Origin of the sequence: Kitasatospora sp. NPDC090091 (assembly GCF_044747365.1) — a bacterium.
Taxonomy (GTDB): Bacteria; Actinomycetota; Actinomycetes; order Streptomycetales; family Streptomycetaceae; genus Kitasatospora.
Map to the genome: position 1 here is coordinate 39851 of NZ_JBIVDY010000026.1, position 25523 is coordinate 65373.

A 25523-nucleotide genomic window follows, 5' to 3' on the forward strand; every position below is an offset into this window, starting at 1 on the left:
GGCCACCCAAGGCGTGATCAACGGCTGAACCGGCCCCGCCACCCCCCGGAGCTCTGGGAGGCTGGACCACCCACGTCCCGAGGCAAGGAGCCAAACCCATGAGCACCATCCTGACCACCGATCACCCCGCCTGGCAGGAACAGCCCGACGCCACCCTGCTGCGCCCGCTGCGCACCCCGCACGGCATGTGGCTGGCCAGGTTCGGACCTGACGGGCTCGACCTGGCGTGCGTGGACGGCGCCGAGGACGACAAGCCCACCGCGGTGGTCACCGATCCAGCCGACCTGCCGGCCACGGTCCCCGCCGCGCTCAGCACCGGCCTGCGCGCTCTCGGCCCGAGCCGGCGAGTGGCGAACCCTTGGCTGTGGGACGCGATCACCACCGCGATCCTGCGCCAGGTGGTCCGCGCCGACCAGGCCCGCAAGCTCTACCGCACCTGGTGCGCCACCTACGGCACCCCGCTCAACGGCCCCTACGGGCCGGTGCACATCGCCCCCGGTCCCGCGGAGGTTCTCGACCTGGCGGACGAGCAGTTCGCCACGGTGGGCACCAAGTTCCACCGCACCGCGCTGCGCGCCGCGGCCGCCGCCTACCTGGAGCACGCCGACACCTGGCGCCAGCTCGCCCCGGCCGCCCTGGTGAACGCTCTGCTCGCCGTCGAACGGATCGGCCCGTGGACGGCCGCGGCGGCGGCCGCCGACTACACCGGCGACTTCGCCGTCTACCCGCACGCCGATCTCGCGGTCCGCACCTGGGCCGCCCGGATCGCCCCCGACCACCCCTGGCCTACCGCCGACAAGCCGAAGACCACCGAGGCCCTGTTCGGCGCGCACTGGCACCACCTGGCCGGCAACGGCCGCCACCTGCACACCCTCACCCTGTCGACACTCACCTGGGGGGCTCATGCCCGTACAGATCAGCTCGGAGGACACGACCAGCACCGACCGTGACCTCGTCGCTGGCGCGGACCCGCACCGCGTCCTCGACTGCCTGTTCGTCAACGCCCCGCTGCGCGACTACGACCTGCGCCCGCGGGTCAACGACTACACCCTGCCCGTCCTCGGCATGGCCTACATCGCCACCTACGCCGCGCAGCAGGGCTTCAACGTCGGCATCCTGGACGCCGAAGCCCATGGCCTGGGCATCGCCCGCACCGCCGCCATCGTCAACACCCTCCGGCCGCGCTGGGCCGCGTTCAACCTCCTCGCCCCCACCTACGAGGTCTCCGCGCGCATCGCCGCCGCCCTCGACCCCGCAACGCTGGTCATGGTCGGCGGCCACCACGCCCAGGCCGACCCGGACCGCGTCCTCACGGACCCGCGCTTCGCCCGCCTGGAGGCCCTGGTGGTCGGCGAAGGAGAGACCCGGGTCGCCGCGCTGCTCGCCGACGTACGGCGCCGCAACGAACTACCCCAGGTCATGTGGCGAGACCAGTTACTCGGAACCACCGCGGTCGGCATCCCGCAGGGCCCCACCACCCGCTGGCTGTCCCCGGACATCAACGCCCTCACCCTGGACCGCCGCTTCCTGCCCCAGGACCCCTACCGCGCCGGCGACGGCCGCATGGAGGCGAACCTGGTCTGCAGCAGGGGCTGCCCCTACGAGTGCACGTTCTGCGGCGCCGCCGCCTCCATGAACCCCGACGTGAAGATCCGCGCCCGCCACCCGCGGAACATCATCGACGAGATGGACCAGCTCCACGCCGACTACGGCTGCACCGCCTTCCGCGCCGTCGACGACCTCTTCCTCGGCACCCGCCGCATCATCCACACCTCCCTGAAGGCCTTCAGCGACGCCCGCATCGGCGAGCGCTACGTCTGGGACGCCACCGGCCGCATCAACATCCTCGACCACGAGGACGACACCGTCCTCGACCAGCTGCGCACCAACGGCCTGCGGGAGGTTGCGCTCGGCATCGAGTCCGGCTCGGCCCAGATCCTGAAGGCGATGGACAAGCGCATCACCCCCGAGATGACGCTGAGCGTCGCCCGCCGGTTGATGGAACGCGGAATCCGGGTGAAGGGCTACTTCATCCTCGGCTACCCCGGCGAGACCCGCGGGGATGCGGTGGACACCCTGCGGCACATCCGTGAGCTGTGGGAGCTCTCCGACCGCCTGGAGGGCACCTTCCGGGCCTCCGCGTTCACCTTCCGCCCCTACCCCGGCTCCCCGATCTTCAACACGCTCGTGGAAGAGGGCTGGGACCCCGAGGCGATGCAGACCTACCAGGACGTCGACCTGACCGGGCACGGCGCCGACGAAGCGATGCGCGGGCGCGACGAGTTCAACTTCGCCACCGGCCAGCAGTTCGGCGAGGTGCCCCTCTCGCAGCTCTACGACTGGCTGGGCGACATCTCCCGTGAACAGCACGACCGCACCGCGACCGCGAAGGCGGCGACGGCATGAGCGGCCTGCTGATCACCATCGACGGCCCCAGCGGCCTGGGCAAGTCCACCACCGTCGCCGCCACCCGCCGCGCTCTGCAGGCGGCCGGCCATACCGTGCACACCGCCACCGGCCCCTCCACCACCCCGTTCGGCCAGGCCGTGCGCGAGGTGGCCGCGACGATGCGCGGTCGCGCCCTGGCCCTGGCCGTCGCCGCCGACCGCCTCCACCAGCTCGACACCGAGATCCGGCCGCACCGTGCAGCGGGCAACATCGTGCTCTGCGACCGCTACCTGCCCTCCACGCTGGTCCTGCAGCGCGCCGACGGCGTCGACCTCGACTTCCTGCTCGCCATCAATGCCGACGCGGACGTACCCGACCTCTCGGTGATCCTCACCGCGGACGTGGACACCGTGCAGCGCCGCCTGGCCCACCGCGGCACCCGGCACCGCTTCGAGCTGGACGCCGCCGCCACCGCCCGCGAGCTGCAGCTCTACCACGAGGCGGCGCCGGTGCTGGCCGAGCTCGGCTACCGGATCCACACCGTGGACACCACCCACCTGACCCCGGAGGAGATCGCACAGTCCATGCTGGCAGCGGTCCCCATCCGGACGATCAACACCCAAACCCCGTACGGCAGTTAGAGAGACCATGACCACCAGCACCACCACCAACGACACCGCGACGACGCCGGCCATCGCGCCGCCGGTCGTGGACACGCACGTGATCGTGCGCACCGAGGACGGCAAGATGCTGCTGTCCCAGCGCGGCGGCCCCTACGGCTACGGCCAGTGGCACGCCCCCAGCGGCAAGCTCGAACCGGGCGAGCTGCCGGCGGTCGGGGCCGCCCGCGAGCTGGAGGAGGAGACCGGACTCGTCGTCGACCCCGACCACCTCCGGCTGGCCTACACCGTCAGCCACTACCAGAGCCCGAGCGTGCAGCGCCTCGGCCTGTTCTTCGTCGCCACCGTATGGGAGGGCGAGCCCGAGAACCGGGAACCGGCCAAGTGCCTGGACCTGCGATGGTTCACCGAGCACGAGCTTCCCGAGGACCTGATCCCCTACCCCGCCGCCGGCATCCGGGGAGCCCTGACCGAGCCGGGCGGCCTGGCGCTGCACAACTGGCCGACAGCCTGACGGCCGTGGTGGCCGGGGACGCTGCTCTCCGGCCACCAGAGGCTTCAGAACAGCAGGCCGGTGGCCGCGCAGTGCCGGGCGCGTCGACCTGGCGAAGCCGGGCGTGCCCGGCCCCGGTCATCAGCGACCGCCAGCCGGCCCACGGTTGAACCTGCCACTCGCTGTGCTCCCTGGCCTGGAGGACAAGGCCGTCGAGCCGCGGACCGGCGAGGCGGCCTCCCTCGAAGACGAACCCGACCTTGGCGCGGGCCACCGCGGGCCGGGACCGGCGAAGGACACGACGGGCAGACGCGGCTGTCTGACGAGGCCGGGGTGCAGCTCCTCCACGGCGTGACCGGACTCCTCGCCGAACTCGCGCACCCACCCCCGACACCAGCCTGCGCATGGTGACCAACGCCGCCGCTTCGACCCCTTCCGGCCGAACCCGGTGAACAACCCGTTCCCGGGCCCTACCAAAGATGTGGAGTTCAGTGTGATCGCACCCGCCGTGTTCCCCACGTTCCAGGACGCCTACGCCGCCGTCCTGCGGCACGTCACCGAGACCTACGAGTACGTCAACACCGCTCGGGGCAACGACAGCCACGAGATCATCGGCGCAGCCTTCCGGCTCACCGACCCCCGCCAGCGGGCCCTGTACCTGACGAGCCGGCCGGTCAACCCGGTCTACCACCACGCGGAAGCGCTCTGGTACCTCGGCGGCATGCGGAACCTCGACCTGATCGGGCACTACGCGAACCGCCGCCGGGCCGACTCACGCAACGGCGTCACCATCGACGGCTCGTCCTACGGCGCGCGGATATTCGCTCCCCGGACGGACGGTGCGCCTTCCGCCTTCGACCAGGCGCTGGAGCTGCTGAAGGCCGAGAAGGACAGCAAGCGGGCCTACCTGCCGGTATTCGAGGCCCGGGACCTGGATGAGATCGGCCACCCCGACCTGCCGTGCCTGGTCGGCCTCCACCTGCTGGCCCGCGACGGCCACCTGCACATGGTCACCTACATGCGCGCCAACGACGCCAACCGCGGCATGGTCTGCGACGTCTACAGCTTCACCCTGATCCAGGAGTTCGCCGCCGCCCTGCTCGGGCTGCGCCTGGGCTCCTACATCCACCACGTCGGCTCGATGCACGTCGGCCTTCGGGACCTTCAGCGCGCAGGCAAGGTGCTGGACGAGGCGGCGGCAACGGCCCCCGACACGATGCCCCGCTTCGCGGCCCCGGTGATGCCCGCCGGCACCACCTGGGAGCACATTCGGACCGTCCTGGAGCACGAGGAGCTGCTGCGCACCAACCGGGTGCAGTACACCCCCGGGGACGTCGCCGAACTCGACCTGCCGCGGTACTGGCAGCGGGTGCTGCTGCTCTTCGAGGCGCACCGCCAGGTGGTCAACTGCCCGGCTGACCCGGTCGACCAGGGCCTGCTGGGCGCGCTGGAGCCGGGTGCCCGCTGGCAGTTCGAGCGCCGCTGGCCGGCCCGCGTTGCGGCCGGGGAGAGCGCATGACCCGGCAGGCCGGGCAGCAGAACCCGCTGAGGGGGGTGGACTGGTCCCGCTGGAGCGTGGTGCTCCTCAAGCCGGACTGCGTGCGCCGAGGCCTGACCGATCAGGTGCTGGCCCGGCTGGAGCCGGCCGCGCGGATCGTCCACCGGCAGCAGGTCGTCGTGGAGGACTGGCAGATCTTCGTCCACTACTGGGACCTGCTGGTCACACGGGACCGCTTCGAGGTGGACGTGCCTCTCTGCCTGCGCACCGCCTACGTGGGGCAGTCGGTGGAGGTGGCGCTCGCCTACGGCGCCCCGGGCCTCCCCGAGAGGCTGCGCGGCCTGCTCGGGCACTTCGACCCCCGCCAGGCCGAGCCGGGAACCATCCGCGCGGACCTGGGCACCGACACTCTCACGGCCGCCCGGGCGCAGCAGCGCCTGGTGGAGAACCTGATCCACACCTCCGACCACGCGCGCGCCGCGCGCCGGGACTTCGGGACGTGGTTCGGGGCCGGCCAGCACCAGTTACTGGAGATCAAGGAGGATCACCGATGACGACCGCCACCCCGAGGGCCCGGCGCCCGCTGCCCCTGCTGAACGCCGGGCAGATCGCGGGGCTCAAGCCCGAGCTCGCCGAGGTCATCGAGTACCGCAAGTCCGGGCTGTCGCTGAACCACATCGTCGGCTGCCCGCTGGACTGCGGGTACTGCGTGCGTCACCTGTTCGACAACTTCGAGCTGAAGACGCCCCGCGCTCTGATGAGCGACGAGGATGCAGTGGCGCTGCTGACCGGGCACAAGTACTTCCGGCCCCACCGCACGCCGGTCCAGATCTTCAACCGGGCGACCGACCCGATGCTGCCGGTCGTCAAGCCGCACACGTTCAACACGCTGCGGCTGCTGGACGAGCAGGGCCTGACCAATCACGTGCTGGTCATCACCAGGTGGCGCGTCGACCCTGAGGACTGCGCGGTCCTGAACTCCTACCGCAACATCCGGCTTACCGTGCTGGTCACCCACTCCGGGATCGACCACCCGGGCATCGAGCCCGTGGACTCGGCCATCGCCGCCGCCAGCCTGCAGACGCTCCACCGGCACGCCGAGCGCTACCGCACGGTGCTGTACTGGCGGCCGATCGTGCCGGGCCTCAACGACTCCGACGAGCACATCCAGCGGGCCCTGGAGCTGTCGCGGCACGCCGACGCGACGGTGTTCACCGGGCTGTTCTTCCGCAAGGAGATCGCCGCGTACTACGCGGACCACGGCCTGCCGATGCCGTACGACGACATCGCCCGCCGCAAGATCATGCCGGAGGAGTCCGAGCAGCGGATCCTCGCCGCTTTCCGCCGGCCCGACGACCAGGGCGAGCCCTACGGACCCCTGTTCCGCAAGACGAGCTGCGGCGTCGCCTACGCCCACAAGGTGGCCGACTACAACGGCCACTACGGCATCCGGGAGCTGTGCGACATCTGTCCGGTGGCGCAGCTGGGCCTGTGCCGCGACGCCTGGCAGGCGCCCAGCCTGGAGGAGGCCACCGAAGCCGCCCGTGCTCTCGGGGCAACCGGCGACGTTGAGGTGGACGAACGCGCCATCATCGTCGAGGGCTTGAGCGAGCCGCCGCGCTACTACATGCAGCACGGCTTCGGCTACCAGGTCCACGACCGTGACAAGCCGCACCGCCCCCGTCGGCACGGCCGGGCCGAGATCGGCTGGACCGACCCGAAGTAGAGGAGACCGCGATGGACTACGGCACCTGGCCCCGAGTCTTCGTCGTGGACGTCGAAGGCAACGGCGCACAGCCGCCGGACCTGGTGGAGGTCGCCGCGATGCCCGTGATCGGCGGGAGCCCGGTGCCGTCGTCCACGCGCTCCACCCTGATCCGCCCGCCCCACCCGATCACCCCGTTCGCCCGCCGGGTGCACGGCATCCGCGACCAGGACGTCGCCCAGGCGCCGACCTGGGAACAGGTCGGCCCCCAGATCCACGCCTCCCTGGAGGGCGTGTGGATCGCCGCGCACAACGCCCACGTGGACTACGGCGTGCTGCTGCGCCACATGCCCCACTGGAAGCCCGCCGGGGTGCTGGACACTCTGCGGCTCGCCCGCGCGACCTACCCGAAGGCCGGCAGGTACAGCCTCGACGCGCTGATCGAGCTGACCGCCATCGACCTGGAGCCCATTCCCGGCCAGCGCCACCGGGCCGCCTACGACGCCCACGCGACCGCACTGCTGCTGATCGCCCTCGCCGGGCACTACGACACCTGGGACGCGCTGCTCGAAGCCGCGGTCCCGCCCGGGATGCCCGGCGCCCCCTTGCCCGCCCCACCCAAGTCCGAGGAACAAACACTGTGGTGACACCGCTTCGCCTCTACATCGCCGGCACGCACTCGACCGGCAAGACCACCCTCGCCCGCCGCATCGAGATGGAGCTGCGCGCCACCGGCATCACCGTCGCCCGCACCGGCGGCTTCGCCAAGCGGGCCGCCGAGCTCGGCCTCCCGAAGATGACCAGGCACACCGCCCAGTCCACTACCTGGATCATCAACGCCACCTCCAACGCCGCCCTGGAGGCCGAGCTCACCGCGGACGTCGTGATCGTGGACCGCACCCCCTACGACGCCCTCGCCTACTACCTGGCCGCGGTCCAGCACCGGGACGAGCACCCCGACCCCGAGGCACTGTCCCGCCTGACCGCCCTTGCACAGCTGGCCTGCCCCCACCCGCCGGCATTCCTCGCCACCCTCCTCGACCCGGCGCTGCCGCTGGCCGAGCACCCGGGCAAGGACCCCGACTGGACGGACACCGGCTTCCGCGAGGCCGTCGACCAGCAGCTCCACCAGGCCCTCGCCGCCTACGCCGTACCGCACATCCCGGTGCCCAGCCACGGGCACGCCACCGCCGTCGACGCAGCGGTCAAGACGATCACCGCCGCCTGGGAGGCCGCCGCGTGAACACGATCACCATCGCGGGCAAGAAGGTCCCCCGGCTGGGCCTGGGCACCATGCGCCTGACCGGCCCCGGCACCTGGGGCGAGCCGGCCGACATGGTTGGCGCCGCCGCGCTGCTGCGCGAAGCCGTTCACGACCTCGGCATCCTGCACATCGACACCGCCGACGCCTACGGACCGCACACCGTCGAAGAGCTGATCCGCCGCGCACTGCACCCCTACCCCGAGCAGCTGCTGCTGGCCACGAAGGTCGGCATGGTGCGGCCCGCACCGAACGTCTGGCGCCCGCTGGGCCGCCCCGAATACCTGCGCGCCGCCGCCGAGGCGTCCCTGCGCCGCCTGGGAACCGAGCGGATCGACCTGTGCTACCTCCACCGGGTGGACCCCGCGGTGCCGCTGGCCGACCAGGTCGGCGAGCTGGAGGATCTGCGCACCGAGGGCAAGATCGCCGCCATCGGCCTGTCCAAGGTGACCCCCGAGCAGATCCGCGAGGCCGCCGGCCTGGTCACGGTCGCCGCCGTGCAGAACTGCCTGAACGCCGCCGAGCCGGACGACCCGGCACTCGAGTACTGCCTGGCCAACGACATCCCGTACGTGCCGTACCGGCCGCTGAACGCCGGCCTGCTGCCCGATCCAGCGGCGGCACTGCGGTGGCTGCTGGCACTCGGCCCGCTGGTGGCGCCGATCCCCGGCACCGCAGACCGAGCCCACCTGCGCGCGCTCTTCGCGCGCGCGGCCTGAGCGGCAGGCCGGCGATGAAGACCTGGATGCCCCGCGAGGAGTTCGTCGAGACACTGCCCCGTGCCCTGCACGGCTGCGGAGTGCTGCTCTTCGACCCGGACGGGAAACTGCTGCTCCTGCACGACTCCTTCAGCGCGGGCCGGGCCGCCAAGGGCTGGCCACAGCGCTGGTGGGCACCGGGCGGCCTCCTCGAAGCCGGCGAGGCCCCCGAGCAGGCTGCGCGGCGGGAAGTCCTGGAGGAGACCGGCCTGCGGCTCGACGGCCCGCTCTGCCCGGTCGGCGTGGACTTCCTGTCGCCGGCCGAGGGCTGGCCGCCCGTCTCGACGTACTTCTTCTCCACCGGGCCCCTCACCCGGGGGCAGGCCGACGCGGTCACCCTGTCCGAGGAGCACGACGAGCACCGGTTCCTGTCGCTCGCCGCCTGGGAGGACGAGGTGTCGGCCACTATGCATGCGCGCCTGACCGCGCTGGTCACCGCGTTCGCGACCGGGCGCCAGGTCGTTCTGCACTGCGGCAGGCCGATGTGAGCTGGCAGCAGCACGACCGCGAGACGGTGTTCACCGCGCCCCGCATGGCCGTCCACCTGGACCAGGTCACGCGGCCGGACGGGCAGCCGGGGGAGGTGTGGGTCACCGAGCAGCCGGACGGCGCCCTGATCGTCCCCGTGGACGACCGCGGACGGGTCGGCATGGTCCGCTCCGTTACGTACCTCCACGGCGAGGTCGTCACCCCGCCGGGAGGGACCGTTGAGCCCGGCGAGAGCCCCGAGGACGCCGGAAGGCGGGAGCTCCGCGAAGAGGCCGGGCTCACCGCCCGGAACTGGACAGCGCTGGGCAGCGTCGCCCTGATGACCCGAAACACTGCCCGGCTGCACTTCTTCCTCGCCCGCGGCCTCACCCTGGGTGAGCAGCAGCTGAGCAGCTCGGAGGTCGGCATGACCCTGGAGTGGTGGGACCTCCTGGAGGCGGTCGAGGCGGCCTGCGATGGCCGGCTGACTCTGTCGGGCGCCTCGCTGGGGGTCTTGATGGCAGCCCGCCACCTGGAGGGCGGCCGAGAGCAGTAGGGGGACCGTGGTGTGTACGACGTTCGTCAGCATCGACCCCGGCTCGCCGGTGCCGGTGTTCCTGCTCGCCGTCCGGGACGAGTACACCGACCGCAGGTGGCTGCCGCCCGGCCGCCACTGGCCGGACCAGCCCAATGTCACCGGCGGCCTGGACCTGGACGCGGGCGGGACCTGGCTTGCCGTCGCCCCCGGCACCGTGCCCAGTGCCGAGCCGGTGGCGGCCTGCCTGCTCAACGGCATCGGCCACACCGCGCCCCCGCAGGAGCGGCTCTCCCGCGGTGGGCTGCCGCTCATCGCCGTCAGCGGCCGACCGGTCGCCGATCTCCAGCTGGAGCGCTTCGATCCGTTCCACCTGGTCGTCGCCAGGCCCTCCGGGGTGCGGGTGGCCAGCTGGAGCGGCAGCCGCCTGGAAGAGCAAGAGCTGCCCTCCGGTCTGAGCGTCGTGCTCAACGACGGTGTGGCGGGCAGGACGGGCACTCAGCCCTGCCCGCCGCACATCCGCGCGACGATGGCCGCCCGGGCGGCGCACTTCCGGGCGCGCCTCCAAGCGGTTGCCCGCCCCGAGCCGGCGGACGAGCTGCCGGACGCCGCGTGGGGCGAGTGGCTGCCGATCGCGCGCGGCGACGGGCTACCGCCGGACGACCCGGCGGCCCTGATACGCCGCCTGGTGTCGCCGAGTGGACGGGTCTGGGCCTCCGGGTCGCTCTCCATGGTTGCCCTCGCACCCGAGGGGGCACGCTGGGACTTCGGCACCATCTCGGGCTCTGGTCCTTTGCCGCGGATCGCTCTGGAGCCGGTTTCCATCGACGCTGACCCCACCCCCTGAGGCCGAATGCGAGGATCCGAACCTCGCCCTCGTGGAGATGCGCACCACCGCCATCTCCGCATCCGCAACCGCCCCTACCGACCGGACAACAGCTCTGACAGCGTCGACCTCCCGATCCCCAGGTCGGTCCGGGCCGCGGCCTGCGACCCGAGCTGATCGACGAGCAGCTGGGCGGCGATGCCACGCTGTGCCCGCACGTCCGCCCCAACGGTGTGCCGCAGCAGTTCCGTGACGACCGCAGCCGCCCGGGCACCGGCCCGAGCCCGCTCGACACCGGCATCGGCCGGGGTAGCCAGCGACTCAACCAGCCGGCGCGCGTGCCGAGCGGCGAGCAGCGTGGGCGGCAACCCCTCCTCGCGCAACGCCGGGAGACGGTAGACCAGCCGAGCGGCCTCAAGGCCGCCGACATCGGACAGCTCCCCCTGCCGGTCCGTGGACAGGTAGAGCCCGCAGCGGGTGACGAACAGCTCGACACCCGGGCCGGTCACCCGCTGCGCCGCGGCAAGGTCAACAACGCAGGCCTGCTGCCACGTGTAGTGCGGGCCGGTGACGACCTGGAGGTGTCGGCCAGCGGTGGCGCCGGCCACCTGCCACGAGCCGTTGGCGATGAGCAGCTCGTCGAAGGTGTCGCCGGCAGCCAGGCGCTCGTGCAGCACCTCGGCATCGATCGCCACCAAGCCGTCCGGCTCACGTGGCCCGAGGGCCCAGCCCCGGCGCCCGAGCCGCAGGCACGTGGCGGCTGCACGCTCCACGGGAGTCTGAGCAAGCTGCAGGAGGTCAGCGGTGGTGAGGACGAGTCGCACGGGAAGTCCTGCCGTCGGCGGTTCGGGGCACGCCGAACCTAGCTACGCCCCGCCCCTACCGTCTCGCCTGTCGGAGTGTGGATCTCGAGGTCGGCCGCCCTTCGGGCGTAATCGGCAGCGGTGGCCCACAATTCGCGACCGCGGCGGCTGACCGTGTCACCGCCGGCTGCCTCGGCGGCCGCGGCCGCGAACCCCCACATGTCCCGCAGGGGCCCGGTGCTGGCGGCCTCAGCGCCGCGCAGCACGGCGGTTAGCGTTGCAGGGGACGGCTCGCCCGCGCGCGGGCCGAGGGCATTGGTGATCGTGTTGAACGCGACGGTGCTGTCCATGGCCGCAGGATGGCAGCTGCCACCCACAACGTCGTGCCGACCAGGTCTGAGTAGTTGGAGTACAGGAAATCCCGGCGAGAACGATCATGGTCCGGTCGGCGCGAGAGTGCTGACGCGGTTCTCGCGGGGGGCGGTCGGTTCCCCGCGCCCCCCGCCACTCACGCATCAGACGACCTGCGCTGGCGAACGCTCTTTAGTAGGAGAGGGTCACCCGCAGGAGGTACACCGCGTACGGCGGGAAGCCGTTCACGTAAATGCACGTGTACCTGACCTGGTAGCCCTGGGAGCCGTAGTAGGCCTGGAGGTACTGGCCCTGGGCATTGCAGTCCCAGATGTTGTAGTACCCAACGTCGTAGGTCTGTGAAGCCGAAGCCGAAGCGGGCGCGGCAGCGGCCGAAGGAGCCGAAACGGCGACTCCCCCGAGCGTGATCGCAAGTCCTGCCAGCGCTGTGACGACTGTCTTCTTCATGTGCAACTCCCGTGTTGGTTTGGCGAGGAGCGTTCTGTGGCCATGCTGCCTTGCCTCAGAGTTGCAACAGCCTTTAGATCAGGCCAAGTTGTTGGGCTTGTGGCTGGAGCACCCAGAACACCGGCCTCGGCTCACACCCGGACCACCGCCGCGTCGCTGGCTGGCATCGGAGAAGTGGTCAGTTCTGCAGCTGGTCCTCGATGACCCGGCGGCCCGTTCGCGTGCGGCCTACCCGAGGAAGGGGTTGGGGCTGGCGGCGAGGCCGTCGGCGGTGAGGGTGTGGGCGAGGTGGGCGAGGGGGAACACGCCGGGGGCGGGGGTGTAGGCGGCGGCGACGGTGCGCAGTAGCTCGCGGGGACTGTTGTAGCTGTCGAGGCGGCGGCCGCGGCCGCTGGTGAGCAGCGGGCCGGCTTCGGGGCTGCTGTCGGGGGCGGCGGTCCGGCGGTGGGGCAGGTAGCTGTCGACGGCGAAAGCGACCGGTGGCGGGAGTTCCTGGATCTCGGTGCCGCCGCCTTTGAGGGTGACGCGTGCGGTGGTGCGGTGCTGCTCGCGGATGATGTCGGTGATGTCGAGGGCGACGGCCTGGTGGGCGCGCAGGCCTCGGCCGAGGACGAGGTAGCCGAGCGCGCGGGCCCGTTCGGGCATCAGGCCGTTGTAGCTGTCCAGGGCGCTGATGTAGAGGGTGGACTCGGCGCGGGTGAGCGCGGGGCGGCCGGCGGGCAGGCCGTCGACGGCGGGCCGCAGCCCCCTGGGGACCGGGTTGGCGATGGTGCGGTCGAGTTCCTGGGCGTGCTGGTAGAAGCCGCGCAGGACGCTGATCCGCCAGGCCTCGGTGCGGGGCCGGTCGGGGGCGTTCACCCAGTCGCGGACCTGGCGGCCGGTGCTGCTCCAGATGTTGGGGCCGGTGTGCTGGATCCAGCGGGTGACCTCGCGCTCGTAGTCGCCGCGGGTCTCTTCGCCGTAGGGCTTGGTGAGGAGCCAGTGGGCGAGGACGTGGTGCGGGTCGAGGGTGCTGGTCATGTGCCACAGGGTGTCACAGGCTGGGCCACGGGGTGGTCGGCGTGGGTGCGGGGCCGGGTCGTGGCTGGGTTCTACGGTCTGGTCATGTACTCGAAGGTGCTGCAGGTGGTTGGAGGGTTCCTGGCGCTGGTCGGGTTGGTCGTCGCCGGGTTCGGGGTCCGGGACACGCGGAGGTACTTCGCGCCGGAGCGTCCTGGGACGTGGCGGTGGCTGCTCGGGTTGGTGCCGCGTGGGTTCCGGTGGGTGACCGGGGCCTCGCGCAGAGGGCCGGCGGGTCCCCGGGAGGCGGTGTACGCCTTCGCGGGGCCGGTCGAGGCAGCGGCGACGGCCGAGGACGGGCGAGGGCGAAGGATGGTCGGGCCGCTGACGGTGGAGCAGCGTCTGGAGGAGGCGGTGGCCCGGGTGGAGCGGTGCGAGGGGGAGCTCGGCCGGTTGCGGAGGGCAGTGTCCGAGGAGACGCGGGTCAGGGTTGATGCGGTGGAGAGCCTGGGCGTCGAGGCCTATCGCAGGATGGACAAGGTCGATCGGGACATCGACAAGATCACGGTGGACGGCCTGGCCGGGGAGACGTGGGGTCTGTGGTTGGCCGGCGTGGGTACGGCCCTGCAGATCTGGGGGACGTTGATCGCGGACTAGGGAAGGCGGCGACCCCTCCAAGAATGACTTGTGATAACAGCCCTACCCCCACCAACCGCCTTGGCGAGCCTTCCGAACCGCCGTTTCCACGTGCGCGTGAGGGGCGCGCGCGGCGCCGGCTGAGTGGGTGGCTGAGGTCCAGGGCTGTTATCACAAGTCATCACGGGGTTCCTGGTGGGCCCCTCAGGGGCCCTTGGCCGTGTCCGGCGGGCGGCTCCCACCACACACCCGCCGGACACTCACACCCTGAAGTACGACAACGCGCCCCGAAGCGTTACACCCACCCCCGCCCGGGCGAAGCCCTACTCGCACCACCACAAACGGCAGTTTGTGGCAGCGAACATGGACTGCCCGGCGGCGCCCCCTGGCTGTTCGCCGACACCAGGGCCCCTCAACCCGCGCCGCCCCGGCACGAGAGCCCGCCGGCCACAGGACGCTCGCGACCGGGCCAACGAGCGGACGCGGCTGGTCGCTGGTGTTGTGGGTGCTGGCCGGTAAGCTCGGCGCGGCGCACCTCGCTTGTGCGCGCCGGCCCGGGCCCACCCCCGGAGCACCGGTGAACCGTGCTGCCGCGCGGGGGCGAGCAACGACGGGCGCCCTCTTCCAAGCCGTGCACCCTGGCCATGCTCGTGGTGGGACGAACAGCAGGCGTCAGGACGCGACGAAGGAGAAAGATGTCCTCGAACAACACCACCAACCAGGAGCGGATCGCCCGCGCGCTGAACCGCTTGACCGGCTGCGGCTACCAGAAGGCCCTGCAGCGGGTGAGGACCGCTGCCGCCGCCGGCCAACTGCCCGCCAAGCTCGACCACGCTGGCCGCGACCAGGCTGTGCGGATGCTCGCCGACGACCACTCCCGGCCCGCCCCGGCAGCCGTGCCTGGCGAGAAGGCCGCCGGCGACCAGCAGAAGCACCAGGTGCCGCTCGCAGACCTGATAATGGAGGCGCACCGAGCGACGGAGAGGCTCCGGGGCCTGCGGGACAAGGAGCGCACCGTCGAGGCCATGCGGGCGCAGCGGGACCAGCGCCTGAACCCCTTCCTCATGCCGCAGGACCTGGAGCGGCTGATGGAGCTAGGCGGCGAAGGCAAGACCGTCACCGACGCCTCCGAGCTGGCCCGCCTACTTCCTGGGCAGCAGGGGGCGGACCGGGTCCTGGTAGTCGACGTAGACCCGCCCACCTCCTCGCTGGGCTGGCTGCGGCAGGCGGCCGCGTTGTTGCCGGAGCCCGGGTACGAGCCGGTGTTCGTGGACGTGGACGCCCTGCCTTCCGGAGCCCCCGAACTGACGCCGCAGGAGAAGGAGGAGCTGCTGCGTCGGCTCGCGTCTGACGACCCGCAGTAGTCCGGCCCGGCAGTGACGGCCTGACGCGAAGGCGGGCTGCAGCTTGCAGGAGGCCGCCGAGGCGTGCCCTCCGTCCACGACTGACCAGGTATCAGGCCTGCTTGCGCGCTCAGCCGAGCGAGACCGCGAGCAGGCCGGCCTCCGCATCGGCCTTCGGCAGGCTGATCTTCCCGCGGTGGCTGACCTCGACCTGGTAGAACTGCGGCCCCTTCGGCACGTTGGGCACCGTCACCGGGAAGTCGCAACCGTCCAGCGACTTCCCCTTGCCCGCACCGAGCGTGCCGGTGGCCAGGACCCGGCCGCCCTCGTCGTACACGGTGACCGAGGCACCCATCGCGATGTCGCTGTACCCGCCACGGCCGACGCACACGGCCCCCGTGGTGGCGCCGCTCTTGAGGGACATGGACCCGGTGAGGGTGAACGTCTCGGGCGCCGCCGGGTCGGCCGAGGAGGACAGACCCCACGTCAGACCGACCGCCCCGGCGCCGGCCGCGAAGCCCACCAGGCCCGCGACGAGCCACACCGGCACGCGTACGCTCGGCCCTGCCGGCCTCTCGACGACCTCCTGCAGCGGCTCGGTGGTGGGTGCGGGCGGCGTGGCGGTGGTCTCGTCCATGCCCGCGAGCATCCCAGCCTGCAAAGGCCCCGTGTGGGCGGTGGAACCGAATCGTGATCAAGGCCCTGCCGGCCGCGTCAGGCGACCAACTTGCGCCCGCGGGAACGGGCGAAGCGCTCCGCCTCCACCCGGTGCACCAGGAAGCGCCCGCCCTTGGGGCCCAGCCGAATCGGGTTGGGACCGTCCGGCTTGCCGACCAGCCCGTACAGCGTCGTCGCCGGCGTCCCCGTGGCCTCCGCGAGCTGCTGCACGCTGAACCACTCCACCCCATCCGCCCGAGGCACCCCACCCCCCTCCCGGCGCTGCGCCGCAACGCTGCCCCGGCTCTGCTCCACCACTTCCGTCAGGAAGTCGCTCACCGACACCCCGCGCTCCAGCGCGGTGCTGAGCAGCCACTCCGCGATCGACGCCGGCAGCTCGTGCGTCAGCTGCACCAGCGTCTCCCCTGCCGCGCCGGCGTCCAGGCCGTGCCGGCGTAGCAGGGCGTTCTTCGACTCGAGGAGCTGGCGCAGCACCTCCAGGTGTTCGTCGGTGACGCTGTTGGCGGTGAGGTTGAGAGCCATGTTCGTGATCCTGTCGCCGAATCGGTGCTGTACCCGGATGTACGGCGGGCGGCCCGCCGGCGTTACAGCAGCCCTTCGGGGCGGCTCTGTCGGTGGTGGCGGATAGGGTGCGCAGTGGTCCCGAGAAGACCGTTCTGCGGTCCCGGCGTTCTGCGCTGGGACCGCGCCAACGTCCGCAGGTCTACCGCGGGGCGTAGCACCAGGGGCAGTTCGTGCCGTCGGTCGGCAGGTCGACGGCCCAGCATTTCCTGCACATGGAGAACTGCAGCTCTTCTTCCTCGTTGCAGCCTTCGGGACAGTCCGGCAGGACGCATCGCTCAGGTCCGGGGCACTGGTAGGCGTCGAGCATCGCCTGATGGGCCGCGTACTGCTCGTCGCCGCGGCGTCGGCCTTCGGCGCACTCGGGGCAGTCGGGGATCGTGCAGGTACCCCAGCCGGATCCGTCGTCGTGGCTGGGTTTGATGGGGGCAGTTCCCTCGGCCCAGCGTCGTTGGTCCAGCGCGGCCACGGCCTGCCGGTAGCGTTCGCCAGTGGTGGCCATGCGTTCGCGGACGGCCTTCTTGCGGGAGTGCTTGTCGGGCACGGGGGCTCCAGGGCTCGAGGACTCAAGCGCGGTGCGGAGCACCTTGGATGAGACGCGGCGCCGCCGTCGCCCTGGGCCGGCGCAACGGCCCCAAGTTGGACGGGAGCGTAGCAGCTCCGAGCGCTGACTCTGGACCAGGCGTCCCGGTGTCCAAGATCTTTCTGTGAGCCGGTCCGGCGTGCTGTGACCTGTCGCTGCGAAGAGATCGATTACGAGGTCCCCATCGGGCCCATCTCGGCGGTGCCGTTTTCGCTGGTGAGCGACGTGTAGTCGGTTCCGGCATCCGTAACATCGGCCGACGCCGTGACGGCTTCGCGTACCCGCTTGGCCTTCCGGGCCCGGTAGGCGGCCTGTCGGCACGCGGAGCTGCAGTAGACGGCGTCTCGGCGGTGGCCGTGTTTGTGGGCGAAGCGGCGGCCGCAGGCCGGGCAGCGGACCACATGCTCGGTCTCGATGCCCATGGTGAACCACAGGCCGATGGCGACGGCCTCAAGGTAGTGGTGCCGCTGGCGGCGGGCAGCGGCTTTGCACTTCGCCGAGCAGTACTGAGCGTCGCTGCGTGCAGTCGCTCGCAGCGGTTCCCAGCAGTACGCGCACCGGCGTACCCGGCCGGCCATGGTTCCACGGTACGCCCGTCATGGAGACGTGCTCCACGCCCCGAGAGTGCTGCCTGACCTGCGGGATCGCAGGGCTCATCCGGGGTTGCTACGGCCCCGGGACGGCGCCCGGGCCCGCTCGGGGGTTCGGGCCGGGGCCGCTGTTGTCCACGATGCCGGTGCCGGCCGGGCCCGGCATGCGGGGTTACGCCGTGACGGCGGCGGCCGTCGATCCGGTGGTCCGTTCGATGGCCGGGGCCAGGGGCTGGGCTGTGCCGTCGGGGCCGGGCAGGAGCAGGGTGGCGGTACGGGTTCGCGTGCCGGCGCGGCCGCGGCCGGTGCAGGCGGCGTCGACGGTTCGGGAGGTGATGTGGCCCCACCCGTCGCCGAGGCCTTCGATGCGGGGTCGGCTGGTGGTGAGGCGCAGTGCTGCGCCGGGCCAGGGGGTGGTGACGAGCAGGGTGGAGCCGGATTCGCGGAGGCGGGCGGTGAGGCGCTGGTGGTCCCGGGGCTGCGGGGCGGTGGTCGGTTCGAGCAGGATCACGCCGAACGCGCCTTCGCGGACGAGCGCGGAGACGACCTCGGCCCACTGAGGACCGGGGTCGTCGGCCGTGGCGAGGCGGCTGTAGCTGACTCCCATGGCGCTCAGGGCCGCGAGCCCGAGGTCGGGGAGGCCGACGAGGCCGACGTGCAGGTCGGGGTGTTGGGCGGCGCCGGCCGCGAGCGCCATCAGGAGATAGCGGTCGCCGAGGACCTCGACAACCGCGCCGCGGGGTAGGCGGCGGTCGGGCAGGAGCGGGGCGATGGCGTCCAGGGCGGGCCAGGTGGTGGCGTCGACGCGGCGCTGGCGGGCCTCGGGTGAGGTCTTCGCCAGCAGGTCGGCAAGGCGCTCGTCGTGGTTGGGAGCCGGGGCGAGGTGGAGGGTCACCGGGGCTGCTCCGTGGTCGGTGGCGTGGATTCCGTGGGTACTGGGCGCAGGGTGATGCCGTCGGCGATCAGCCAGGCGCATTGCTTGTCCTCGCCCCAGCGGAACTGGGCGATCCATGGGAGGTCGGGGCCGGGGCGGCGTTGTGCGGTGACGAGGCCGGAGCGCCACTGGTCGTCGATGCGGGCCCAGGCCAGGCGCCAGCACCGGGTCTCGCCGTCGGCGCCGGGTGGGCCGGTCAGCTCCGGGGGCACGATGACGGCGTCGCGCCACGTACCGAGGAAGGGTGGGCCGGTCGGTGGTGGGTCGGCGGGTTCCGGGAGCGGGCGGATGGTCTTCCCGTCGTCGTAGAGGAACCAGCCCCATCCCTCGGTGCCGGGGGTGGTGCCGTCCTCGCCCCACGTCACGTGGACCACCCAGACGCTGCTGTTGGGTGGGCGGCGCCACACGGTCAGCAGCGCCGGTGTCCAGCGGCCGGCGTGCTTGATTTCCACCAGGCACCAGCGGCGGGTGTCGCGGTAGGCGCCGGGCAGCGTCATCAGCTCTCGTGGCGCGCGCTCGGCGTCGCCCGGCAGCGCGGTGGCGCGGACGGGGCGGGAGAAGGGGACGGCGGCGGTCACACACCCAGTATTCGAGTATTTGTTCGAGTGATCAAACGTCAGCCGTCTCCGTGCCGCACCTGCGGAAACTCGGAGGCGGGCGGACGGCGCCTGCTGCAAGGATCGACGACGTGACCAACACCTCCGCGCCCTCTTCGCCCGCCCCCACCCCTGTCCGTCCCCGTCCGGACGACCGACATGACGTTAACCTTGCGCAGGTGATGTTCCGCCGCGCCGTTGTGGAGAGCCGCCAGGCCGGCCACTTCGCCGCCCAGGCCGAAGTCGACCGCGCCGTCGGCCGTAGCGGCCTGGAGCGCCGGGCCCGGGAGCGCGACGCGGTGATCTCCACCGTGGTGCTCGTCCAGGCCGCTGTGGAGGCGTTCATCAACTGGACCCACATCCAGGCGGGGAACACCATCAGCAGCCCGAAGTTCGACGACCGGGCGGGGGCGGTCACCCAGTCCGCGGCGATCCTCAACCCCGAGGCCGAGCCGTTCACGTGGAACGAGGACGAGAAGGCCTTCTTCACCGAGCTCACCAAGTGGCGGAACTTCCTGGGCCACTCCGACACCATGGCGCGCGATCGGCTGCGGAAGGTACTGGTGAAGCGGGGCGAGATCACGGAGAACGCCAGCGATTCGCAGATGATGGACCTGCTGACCGCGGGGCTGGCGGAGCGCTTCGTGGACACCGCCCAACGGCTGATGAACCGCACCGCCGAGGTGACCCACCTCGGCGCCCCGTTCAGCGACGGCGCCTGGTACGCCCCTGACGAGCTGGGCGAACCCGTCCTCGAGGACCCCGAGCAGCTGCGCGCGGTGCTGGCGGTCGTGCTGCGCCGCGCGAACGAGCTGGAGGTGCCGGCCGAGGAGCTGGCGGCCGAGCTCGACCGGCAGCGTGCCGGCCAAGGCGGGCTGCGGGTCCAGGCGGGTTCCGCTGGTTGGACGCTCGGGCTGGACTGACCCACAGGCCGCGGGGAAGACCCCCCCTGCTGCTGATCCCGCCGGGCGGCGGGATCAGCAGCAGGGGGTCCCGCCGGTCCCTTCGGCTGTTCCAGGTGCGATCAACGGCCGGGAGCGGTGAGCTGGAAGACCCGGGGGGAGCAGCGCAGGAGTCGGCCGTGCCGAGTGTGATCGCGAAGAAGGTTCTGACGTTCTCGCTGGTCAGTGTTCCTGTCGGGATCGTCTCGGCGACCAGCGAGCACAAGGTCCCCCTGCACCAGGTGCACGCCACGGACGGCGCGCGCGTCCGGTACCGGAAGGTGTGTTCGAGGGACGGGCAGGAGGTCCCTGAGGAGGACATCGAGCGGGGCTACGAGCTGCCGGACGGCCGCACGCTGGTCCTCACCCGCTCCGACCTGGAGTCGCTTCCCATGGCGGACACCCGGGAGATCAGGGTGCTGGGTTTCCTGCCCGCCGACCGTGTCGACCCGCTCTACTACCACCGCGGCTACTACCTGACCGCCGGCCCGGGCGCCGCGCGCCCGTACGCTCTGCTGTGCGAGGCCCTGGCCCGCTCCGGCCGGGTGGCGATCGGGCGCACCGCGATCCGCACCCGCGACAGCCTGGTGGCGATCGGGGCCCGCGACCGGGTCCTGTCGATGATCACTCTGCTGTGGCCTGATGAGGTTCGCAGCCCGGAGCACCTGGCTCCCGAGGCGCTCCGGCTGCAACCGGAGGAGGTCGACCTGGCCGGCCAGCTGATCGACGCCTTCGGGGAGGGCTTCAGCCCGGAGGCGGAGGAGGACGAGTACACGGCGGCACTGGTGCGGGTGGTGGAGGCCAAGGCCGCGGGTCTGCCGGCCCCGCACGCCCCCGACGCCGCGGTGTTCGAGACCGCGCCGGTGGTCGACCTGACCGCCCTCCTCGAGGAGGCGATCGCCCGTGCCGCGGCCGAGCATCCGAAGACCGCGGCCGCCCGTCCGGCCGGAGAGAAGCCGGCGGCGAGAAGAGGCACGCGCCGGCCGTCGCCGGGCTGACCGGCGCGCGGCTGGATCTGCTTCGGGCTGTCGGTAGTTGCCGCTACGCTGTGGCCGTGCTTCATCCGGCCGCCGGTGGCGGTCGGGGCCAGGCCGTCGGCCCGTGACCGGCGGGAGAACGGCCCGAGGGTGCGCCTGTGCATCTCCACCAGGATCAACCTGCTTCGCCGTGCCCTGATACCGGCGCGCAGCGGGTCACGGGACCGGCGCGCCAACGGCCAGGGACAGGAGCCCGAGATGGTCAAGAACCACGGACGCAAGCAGACCGCCCGCCGCCGCGCGGCCGAGGCCGGCGGCGGCCACCAGGCGGCAGTTGAGGGGCTGAAGGCGCGCACCGCACCCACAGGATGGGCCACCCGGGGCCGCCAGGTGCTGGTAGCCGATCTGCCGGTCCCGGATCTCGCTGGCACCGCGCCGTGCCCCGCCTGCCAGGGCTTCGGCAACACCCACGACCACTACGAGATCCCTGGGGACGGCGAACGGGTGCTGCTGGCGCCGGTGGTCTGCCGCGTGTGTGGTGGCTGCGGCCGGGCTGGGCACGAGGAGTGCGCGCCGTTCCACATCTGGAATGACCCGGACGAGCTGCAGGAGTGGCTCGCCAACCTGGACGATCAAGCGTGGGAGGACCATGGCGAGGAGCCGGAGCGTTGCCCGTCGTGCCAGGGCCTGCAGTTCCACTTCCAGCTCGGGTTCGGCGCGGAGACGACCGAGTCGAGGGCCGCGCGCGTCGAGCTGCTGCGCCGTGCCGAGGCCAAGGGGCTGAGCGAGCGGGACATCGACGGGGCCGCCGCCTTCGGGGAGCTGGACCAGGTGCTCGGCGACGGTGCGCAAGCGCTTGCCGAGGCGAGCGACACCACGCTTCACCTGCGGGTGGCGTGCGGCTGCGCCGACGAGCTGTGCCGGGTGGTCAACATCCCGGCCGACCGCTGACCGTGCCCGCTGTCGCAGCTCTCCACCCCCTGAACCCTCCCGAGAGGCACCACCGGTGACCGAGTCCTTCTCCTTCTCCTCCGCCCGCATCTGCGGGCTCGACTCCACCCGCGAGCCGCAGGCCGACGCCGTACTGGACGTGCCCGCTCACGGCGTCGTGCGGTACGTCCTGGACCCGGGCGGCGCGAGCGAGCACTACGTCCTGCGGATCGCCCTCGCGGACCTGCCGCAGCTGCCGCCGACCGACGAACGGCTCGGCCACGACGTCAGGCTGTGGGGCCACGTGCAGCCGTTCCCCCGTCCCCTGGAGGTGTGGCTGGCCGAGGTCCGCTTCGAGCCCGCCACGGCCGGGGGCGGCTGGACCGAGCTGATCGGGCGCGGCCGCGGCCGGTCCATCTACCCGGCCGACGAGGTGCCCGTGCCGGCCGACACCTCGCCGCTCCCAGCCTGGATCCCGGCGCCCGGCAGCCCGGACGACAGCCGCGTCGCCGAGAGCCGGTGAGACCCGAGATGCCGAAGCCGACCCCGGACCAGATCTGGCAGGACCTCAACCCCCGTCAGCAGCTCTACCTGAGCAGCATCTTCGACGCCGACCAGGCCAGAGAGGCGCAGCGCGCCGCCGACAGTGCGGCGGGGCACTGGGACGACACCCCGGCGGCGGTGTGGCGGCTGATCGACGCCTATCACGAGCCGAGCTTGCCGGCGCTCGTCAGCTACACCGCCTTGCAAACCCAGTGGCGTCATGCCGGGGTGCACGACCAGGGGACGGGGTCGACGATGGCGGTGCTGCACGAGCGCGCCCTGATCACCTTCGGCCACCGGCCCACCCGGTACGGGGTGATGCGGCAGGTCGCGATGACGACGCTGGGCCGCAAGGTCGTGCGCGCCTCTCGGGGGTGGAAGGCGCCGGCCCGCGCCAAGAAGCCCCCGGCGGGGCTGCTGCGCGAGCGGGCGGTGGAGGTGCTGCTCATCCTCGCCCAGGCGTGTGCCGGCCAGCGCGGCTACCTGGACTGGGGCCACAGCCGCACCATCGAGGACAAGCTGATCCACCACGATCCGCCGCTCGCCGCCAGCTACCGCCCGTACGGCGGCGGGTACGTGATCACCGAGGCCGGAACCGCGCACCTGGCCGATCACCACGCCGCCTACGTGGAGCTGTACCCGCAGTTGTTCCCCGCCGATGTTCCGGCGCCGGAACCGGTGTGGCCGGCCGAGGCCGACCGACTGCTGGCCGCGCTTGGCCGGCGCTGCGACGACCTGGTCTTCGCCGAGGAGGATCTGCGTGCGCTGCTGGCCGAGGCCGCGACGGCCACCGTCGCCCGGCCGCCCATGCCGGGCGGGCGGCTGGTGGACCTGCGCACCGAGTTGCACCGTCTCGACATGGAGCACGCCCGGGTCCGGGTCGGGCTGATCCGTGGGCGCCTGGAGCAGCTGGACCCGCTGGGCCCGGCCGTCGCCGCGTACGTGACGGCGGCACTGGCCGCGCTCGCGGCGGCCGCCGACGGCACCGACCCCGTCGCGGCCATCCAGGCCACCGTCGACGGCGCCGACCTGGAAGCGCTGCCAACGCCGGCCGTGGTCGGCGCGACCGAGGTCGACGTCGAGGCGGCGCGCCTGTACCGGCTGGCCACCGGCAAACGCACCCGCGGCCGCCGCCCCGCCAAGGCCGCCCTCGGCATCTCCCGGCACCGGGTACCGGCGCCGGCCGCCGACAGCGTGTACGCCATCGCGTGGGCGCTGGCCGCCCACCTGGAGTCCGCCGTCGCCGGCGGCCGCGCATACGATCTCGCCCACCCCGCGCCCAAGCCCGCGACCGCACCGCGTCGGCCTTCCCGTCCCCGGCACCTGCTGGACGAGATCGCCCACCGGCTGCTGGCCGCGCTCGCCGCGGCCGACACCCCCGAACGCGCCGCATCCCTGCGCCAGCACGTCGCCCAGTCGGGCCGGCTCGCACCGAAGGTGGTCGCCGACCTGCCGGGCGGGCTGCTCTCCGGCTCCGTCACCGCGGTCACCCGCAGCACCAAGGCCATCGAGAAGCTCACCTCCCGGGGCCTCGCCGCCGTTATCGACCTGCGCTCCCTGCCGGGCTGCGCCCCGTACCGCAACCCGTACGCCGATCCCGCGGAGGCCGACCGGCCATGGCCGCTGCTGCACCTCACCGACGCCGGACGCACCCACCACGCCGACCACCACCAGGCCTACGCCGAGCTCTACCCCGACCACAGCCCTCAGCCCGCCGGACCGGCTTCTCTGCCACGGGTGAATCCGGTCCGACAGGTGGCACCAAAGGGCTAAGGAGGACTGGTCCCGGGGATCCATGGGCCTCGCCGACGTCGGCATGCAACACGAAGTGAATACGCCGACACTGCCTTGTAGACGCCAAGCAAGGAGCCCTTGAAGCCATGGCCGACAGGTTGCTCGACTTTGATGACAAGCCATTCAAGGTCGGAGATAAGGTCCTTGTTGCCATTGGGGACCGGATCTACCACGCCGAGGTCAGGCTGGCACGTCGGCCTGAGATCGTGGTGGAGACATACATGGGGCTTCATGTGATTAAGGGTTGGTACCCACGCAATTCCGATGATTGTAAGTTCGATGCCGTGGGGCGTCCCACCATCTATATGTTCGGCAATCGGACCCTCTGAAACGCTGGCCTCGGTGCCGTGCGACTACAGGTCGTCCAGTTCCGGGTCGACGCCGGTCATGTCGATGCCGGGTGGCTCCTGGATGGCGATCGGCTCGATGACTTCGGCGAAGCTCCGCCAGCTGTCCAACCGCTCGTGCATCGTCGCCGGGTAGTTCTCGTCCAAGATCGCCTGGGCCTCGTCCTTGTCCTCCTGGCCGGCACGGATGTCGGCCTCGACGTCAGCGAGGACAGCCTGCAGATCCCAGACGAAGACGCTGAGCGGCCCGTGGGTCCGCCGGTGGGGGCGGTTGCGGCGGCGGATGAGTCGGGCATCGGCAAGCCGGAGACCGGCGGCCCGGGCCTTCTCGTCGATCTCCTCGGCAAGCTCCCGGCCGCCCTCGGTGAAGTGCGTCCAGGTCACCATGTCGCCGGTGGGAACGGCGAGGGACGCCTCGACCCGGCTGAAGTCCGGCTGGCCTGCACCGAAGGCACCCCACAGCCCGGTGTGTACGGGGGCGTTGCGGTCGCGGGCGGCCTGGGCCGCCGCTTCGTAGCGGTCCCGGCGGGCATCCATCTCGGCAAACATGCGGCGCCGGTCAGAGGCGTCACCGCGCTGGGCTGCGATCGCCGCGTTGGCCTGGGTGTAGGTCTCGCCGGTCTCGGCCATGCGGGCGCGTACGGCTGTCTTACGGGCGTGGCGGGGTTCGGTCATCGTGGCCGTCCAGTTCGGCGCTGCGGTCCGTGGCCCGAGCGCCTGGTCGGCACGACGGGGAACTGACCGCTCGCCGCGTCGCGGGTCCGACCTGATGTGCCGTCTCTGCCACGGGCTGGACGGCGGTCTGGGGCTGCGGGGCCCTCCCGCTGATCCTAGGAGCAGCCAATCCCGTCCAACGCCCTCGGGGCGCAGGTTCACCCGGACGAGTCAGGTCTCCCG

32 protein-coding genes are annotated in these 25523 nt (G+C 72.0%); 21 read left to right on the plus strand and 11 right to left on the minus strand.

Annotated elements, in window-relative coordinates:
• Positions 1-98 precede the first annotated feature (98 nt).
• The 13 genes from ACIPSC_RS32955 (at position 99) to ACIPSC_RS33015 (ending at position 10573) form a co-directional block, all read left to right on the plus strand.
• Entirely contained in the window at positions 99-950 is an 852-nt protein-coding gene (locus ACIPSC_RS32955; RefSeq protein ID WP_400831550.1) for a hypothetical protein, read from the plus strand.
• Positions 904-2406 (plus strand): B12-binding domain-containing radical SAM protein, encoded by a 1503-nt coding sequence (locus ACIPSC_RS32960; RefSeq protein ID WP_400831552.1) that lies wholly within the window; start codon positions 904-906, stop codon positions 2404-2406. Before ACIPSC_RS32955 ends, ACIPSC_RS32960 begins: the two co-directional genes overlap by 47 nt.
• A complete protein-coding gene (gene tmk / locus ACIPSC_RS32965; protein WP_400831554.1) occupies positions 2403-3029 on the plus strand; it encodes a dTMP kinase in 627 nt (208 codons plus the stop codon). Before ACIPSC_RS32960 ends, tmk begins: the two co-directional genes overlap by 4 nt.
• A 7-nt stretch (positions 3030-3036) precedes the next feature.
• Complete coding sequence (locus ACIPSC_RS32970; RefSeq protein ID WP_400831557.1) at positions 3037-3522, plus strand: NUDIX domain-containing protein; 486 nt, start codon at positions 3037-3039, stop codon at positions 3520-3522.
• A 472-nt stretch (positions 3523-3994) separates the two neighbouring features.
• Positions 3995-5020: a thymidylate synthase gene (locus ACIPSC_RS32975; protein WP_400831559.1), complete on the plus strand. Its 1026-nt coding sequence runs from the start codon at positions 3995-3997 to the stop codon at positions 5018-5020.
• A complete protein-coding gene (locus tag ACIPSC_RS32980; protein ID WP_400831561.1) occupies positions 5017-5553 on the plus strand; it encodes a nucleoside-diphosphate kinase in 537 nt (178 codons plus the stop codon). Before ACIPSC_RS32975 ends, ACIPSC_RS32980 begins: the two co-directional genes overlap by 4 nt.
• Positions 5550-6725 carry a radical SAM protein gene (locus tag ACIPSC_RS32985; RefSeq protein ID WP_400831564.1) on the plus strand — a complete coding sequence of 392 codons (1176 nt, stop codon included), beginning with the start codon at positions 5550-5552 and terminating at the stop codon, positions 6723-6725. Before ACIPSC_RS32980 ends, ACIPSC_RS32985 begins: the two co-directional genes overlap by 4 nt.
• Before the next feature lie 11 nt (positions 6726-6736).
• Positions 6737-7351, plus strand: a complete 615-nt coding sequence (locus ACIPSC_RS32990) for an exonuclease domain-containing protein (RefSeq protein ID WP_400831566.1) — start codon at positions 6737-6739, stop codon at positions 7349-7351.
• Complete coding sequence (locus ACIPSC_RS32995; protein WP_400831569.1) at positions 7348-7947, plus strand: AAA family ATPase; 600 nt, start codon at positions 7348-7350, stop codon at positions 7945-7947. Before ACIPSC_RS32990 ends, ACIPSC_RS32995 begins: the two co-directional genes overlap by 4 nt.
• The gene (locus ACIPSC_RS33000) at positions 7944-8684 is read left to right on the plus strand and encodes an aldo/keto reductase (RefSeq protein ID WP_400831571.1); all 741 of its coding nucleotides are present in this window, start codon (positions 7944-7946) and stop codon (positions 8682-8684) included. The genes ACIPSC_RS32995 and ACIPSC_RS33000 overlap by 4 nt, the downstream gene beginning before the upstream one ends.
• A gap of 14 nt (positions 8685-8698) precedes the next feature.
• Positions 8699-9211 carry an NUDIX domain-containing protein gene (locus ACIPSC_RS33005; protein ID WP_400831573.1) on the plus strand — a complete coding sequence of 171 codons (513 nt, stop codon included), beginning with the start codon at positions 8699-8701 and terminating at the stop codon, positions 9209-9211.
• Entirely contained in the window at positions 9208-9747 is a 540-nt protein-coding gene (locus ACIPSC_RS33010) for an NUDIX domain-containing protein (RefSeq protein WP_400831575.1), read from the plus strand. The genes ACIPSC_RS33005 and ACIPSC_RS33010 overlap by 4 nt, the downstream gene beginning before the upstream one ends.
• A gap of 10 nt (positions 9748-9757) precedes the next feature.
• Positions 9758-10573 carry an NRDE family protein gene (locus ACIPSC_RS33015; RefSeq protein ID WP_400831577.1) on the plus strand — a complete coding sequence of 272 codons (816 nt, stop codon included), beginning with the start codon at positions 9758-9760 and terminating at the stop codon, positions 10571-10573.
• Positions 10574-10647: 74 nt separating this feature from the next.
• On the opposite strand, the gene ACIPSC_RS33020 is transcribed toward ACIPSC_RS33015, so the two are convergent.
• The 4 genes from ACIPSC_RS33020 to ACIPSC_RS33035 form a co-directional block, all read right to left on the minus strand.
• Positions 10648-11247, minus strand: coding sequence for a hypothetical protein (locus ACIPSC_RS33020; protein ID WP_400831580.1), 600 nt, complete (start codon positions 11245-11247; stop codon positions 10648-10650).
• Between the two features lie 167 nt (positions 11248-11414).
• The gene (locus ACIPSC_RS33025) at positions 11415-11705 is read right to left on the minus strand and encodes a hypothetical protein (RefSeq protein WP_400831584.1); all 291 of its coding nucleotides are present in this window, start codon (positions 11703-11705) and stop codon (positions 11415-11417) included.
• 193 nt (positions 11706-11898) lie between these two features.
• A complete protein-coding gene (locus ACIPSC_RS33030) occupies positions 11899-12174 on the minus strand; it encodes a hypothetical protein (RefSeq protein ID WP_400831588.1) in 276 nt (91 codons plus the stop codon).
• A 228-nt stretch (positions 12175-12402) separates the two neighbouring features.
• Positions 12403-13194 (minus strand): hypothetical protein, encoded by a 792-nt coding sequence (locus ACIPSC_RS33035; RefSeq protein ID WP_400831591.1) that lies wholly within the window; start codon positions 13192-13194, stop codon positions 12403-12405.
• 84 nt (positions 13195-13278) lie between these two features.
• Here ACIPSC_RS33035 and ACIPSC_RS33040 point away from each other — a divergent pair, with 84 nt between their 5' ends.
• Both ACIPSC_RS33040 and ACIPSC_RS33045 read left to right on the plus strand, forming a co-directional pair.
• Positions 13279-13830, plus strand: a complete 552-nt coding sequence (locus ACIPSC_RS33040) for a hypothetical protein (protein ID WP_400831593.1) — start codon at positions 13279-13281, stop codon at positions 13828-13830.
• 674 nt (positions 13831-14504) lie between these two features.
• A complete protein-coding gene (locus ACIPSC_RS33045) occupies positions 14505-15173 on the plus strand; it encodes a hypothetical protein (RefSeq protein ID WP_400831595.1) in 669 nt (222 codons plus the stop codon).
• Between the two features lie 109 nt (positions 15174-15282).
• On the opposite strand, the gene ACIPSC_RS33050 is transcribed toward ACIPSC_RS33045, so the two are convergent.
• From ACIPSC_RS33050 to ACIPSC_RS33075, 6 genes are all read right to left on the minus strand, one after another.
• Entirely contained in the window at positions 15283-15789 is a 507-nt protein-coding gene (locus tag ACIPSC_RS33050; protein ID WP_400831597.1) for a hypothetical protein, read from the minus strand.
• Between the two features lie 77 nt (positions 15790-15866).
• Positions 15867-16352, minus strand: a complete 486-nt coding sequence (locus tag ACIPSC_RS33055; protein ID WP_400831600.1) for a helix-turn-helix transcriptional regulator — start codon at positions 16350-16352, stop codon at positions 15867-15869.
• A gap of 181 nt (positions 16353-16533) precedes the next feature.
• Positions 16534-16935 (minus strand): hypothetical protein, encoded by a 402-nt coding sequence (locus ACIPSC_RS33060; protein ID WP_400831603.1) that lies wholly within the window; start codon positions 16933-16935, stop codon positions 16534-16536.
• Between the two features lie 209 nt (positions 16936-17144).
• A complete protein-coding gene (locus tag ACIPSC_RS33065) occupies positions 17145-17552 on the minus strand; it encodes a hypothetical protein (protein ID WP_400831607.1) in 408 nt (135 codons plus the stop codon).
• A gap of 184 nt (positions 17553-17736) precedes the next feature.
• Positions 17737-18459 carry a hypothetical protein gene (locus ACIPSC_RS33070; protein WP_400831610.1) on the minus strand — a complete coding sequence of 241 codons (723 nt, stop codon included), beginning with the start codon at positions 18457-18459 and terminating at the stop codon, positions 17737-17739.
• Positions 18456-19076, minus strand: a complete 621-nt coding sequence (locus ACIPSC_RS33075) for a hypothetical protein (protein WP_400831612.1) — start codon at positions 19074-19076, stop codon at positions 18456-18458. The genes ACIPSC_RS33070 and ACIPSC_RS33075 overlap by 4 nt, the downstream gene beginning before the upstream one ends.
• Before the next feature lie 197 nt (positions 19077-19273).
• Between ACIPSC_RS33075 and ACIPSC_RS33080 the strand changes: the two genes are divergently transcribed.
• From ACIPSC_RS33080 to ACIPSC_RS33105, 6 genes are all read left to right on the plus strand, one after another.
• Entirely contained in the window at positions 19274-20017 is a 744-nt protein-coding gene (locus tag ACIPSC_RS33080) for a hypothetical protein (RefSeq protein ID WP_400831615.1), read from the plus strand.
• Between the two features lie 158 nt (positions 20018-20175).
• Positions 20176-21033: a Ku protein gene (locus tag ACIPSC_RS33085; RefSeq protein WP_400831618.1), complete on the plus strand. Its 858-nt coding sequence runs from the start codon at positions 20176-20178 to the stop codon at positions 21031-21033.
• Positions 21034-21270: 237 nt separating this feature from the next.
• Positions 21271-21963: a hypothetical protein gene (locus ACIPSC_RS33090; protein ID WP_400831621.1), complete on the plus strand. Its 693-nt coding sequence runs from the start codon at positions 21271-21273 to the stop codon at positions 21961-21963.
• A gap of 55 nt (positions 21964-22018) precedes the next feature.
• Entirely contained in the window at positions 22019-22465 is a 447-nt protein-coding gene (locus ACIPSC_RS33095; RefSeq protein WP_400831624.1) for a hypothetical protein, read from the plus strand.
• Between the two features lie 8 nt (positions 22466-22473).
• A complete protein-coding gene (locus ACIPSC_RS33100; protein WP_400831627.1) occupies positions 22474-24258 on the plus strand; it encodes a hypothetical protein in 1785 nt (594 codons plus the stop codon).
• A 107-nt stretch (positions 24259-24365) separates the two neighbouring features.
• Entirely contained in the window at positions 24366-24608 is a 243-nt protein-coding gene (locus ACIPSC_RS33105; RefSeq protein ID WP_400831629.1) for a hypothetical protein, read from the plus strand.
• A 24-nt stretch (positions 24609-24632) separates the two neighbouring features.
• Here the strand turns inward: ACIPSC_RS33105 and ACIPSC_RS33110 are convergent, their stop codons facing one another.
• Positions 24633-25301 (minus strand): hypothetical protein, encoded by a 669-nt coding sequence (locus tag ACIPSC_RS33110; protein ID WP_400831632.1) that lies wholly within the window; start codon positions 25299-25301, stop codon positions 24633-24635.
• Positions 25302-25523 lie beyond the last annotated feature (222 nt).

Excerpts from the sequence above, each read along its gene's own strand:
- ACIPSC_RS32955 (WP_400831550.1), top strand. The coding sequence starts at position 99 with ATGAGCACCATCCTGACCACCGATCACCCCGCCTGGCAGGAACAGCCC.
- ACIPSC_RS32960 (WP_400831552.1), top strand. The coding sequence starts at position 904 with ATGCCCGTACAGATCAGCTCGGAGGACACGACCAGCACCGACCGTGAC.
- tmk (WP_400831554.1), top strand. The coding sequence starts at position 2,403 with ATGAGCGGCCTGCTGATCACCATCGACGGCCCCAGCGGCCTGGGCAAG.
- ACIPSC_RS32970 (WP_400831557.1), top strand. The coding sequence starts at position 3,037 with ATGACCACCAGCACCACCACCAACGACACCGCGACGACGCCGGCCATC.
- ACIPSC_RS32980 (WP_400831561.1), top strand. The coding sequence starts at position 5,017 with ATGACCCGGCAGGCCGGGCAGCAGAACCCGCTGAGGGGGGTGGACTGG.
- ACIPSC_RS32985 (WP_400831564.1), top strand. The coding sequence starts at position 5,550 with ATGACGACCGCCACCCCGAGGGCCCGGCGCCCGCTGCCCCTGCTGAAC.
- ACIPSC_RS32990 (WP_400831566.1), top strand. The coding sequence starts at position 6,737 with ATGGACTACGGCACCTGGCCCCGAGTCTTCGTCGTGGACGTCGAAGGC.
- ACIPSC_RS33005 (WP_400831573.1), top strand. The coding sequence starts at position 8,699 with ATGAAGACCTGGATGCCCCGCGAGGAGTTCGTCGAGACACTGCCCCGT.
- ACIPSC_RS33025 (WP_400831584.1), bottom strand. The coding sequence starts at position 11,705 with ATGGACAGCACCGTCGCGTTCAACACGATCACCAATGCCCTCGGCCCG.
- ACIPSC_RS33030 (WP_400831588.1), bottom strand. The coding sequence starts at position 12,174 with ATGAAGAAGACAGTCGTCACAGCGCTGGCAGGACTTGCGATCACGCTC.
- ACIPSC_RS33035 (WP_400831591.1), bottom strand. The coding sequence starts at position 13,194 with ATGACCAGCACCCTCGACCCGCACCACGTCCTCGCCCACTGGCTCCTC.
- ACIPSC_RS33040 (WP_400831593.1), top strand. The coding sequence starts at position 13,279 with ATGTACTCGAAGGTGCTGCAGGTGGTTGGAGGGTTCCTGGCGCTGGTC.
- ACIPSC_RS33045 (WP_400831595.1), top strand. The coding sequence starts at position 14,505 with ATGTCCTCGAACAACACCACCAACCAGGAGCGGATCGCCCGCGCGCTG.
- ACIPSC_RS33050 (WP_400831597.1), bottom strand. The coding sequence starts at position 15,789 with ATGGACGAGACCACCGCCACGCCGCCCGCACCCACCACCGAGCCGCTG.
- ACIPSC_RS33055 (WP_400831600.1), bottom strand. The coding sequence starts at position 16,352 with ATGGCTCTCAACCTCACCGCCAACAGCGTCACCGACGAACACCTGGAG.
- ACIPSC_RS33065 (WP_400831607.1), bottom strand. The coding sequence starts at position 17,552 with ATGGCCGGCCGGGTACGCCGGTGCGCGTACTGCTGGGAACCGCTGCGA.
- ACIPSC_RS33090 (WP_400831621.1), top strand. The coding sequence starts at position 21,271 with ATGGTCAAGAACCACGGACGCAAGCAGACCGCCCGCCGCCGCGCGGCC.
- ACIPSC_RS33100 (WP_400831627.1), top strand. The coding sequence starts at position 22,474 with ATGCCGAAGCCGACCCCGGACCAGATCTGGCAGGACCTCAACCCCCGT.
- ACIPSC_RS33105 (WP_400831629.1), top strand. The coding sequence starts at position 24,366 with ATGGCCGACAGGTTGCTCGACTTTGATGACAAGCCATTCAAGGTCGGA.
- ACIPSC_RS33110 (WP_400831632.1), bottom strand. The coding sequence starts at position 25,301 with ATGACCGAACCCCGCCACGCCCGTAAGACAGCCGTACGCGCCCGCATG.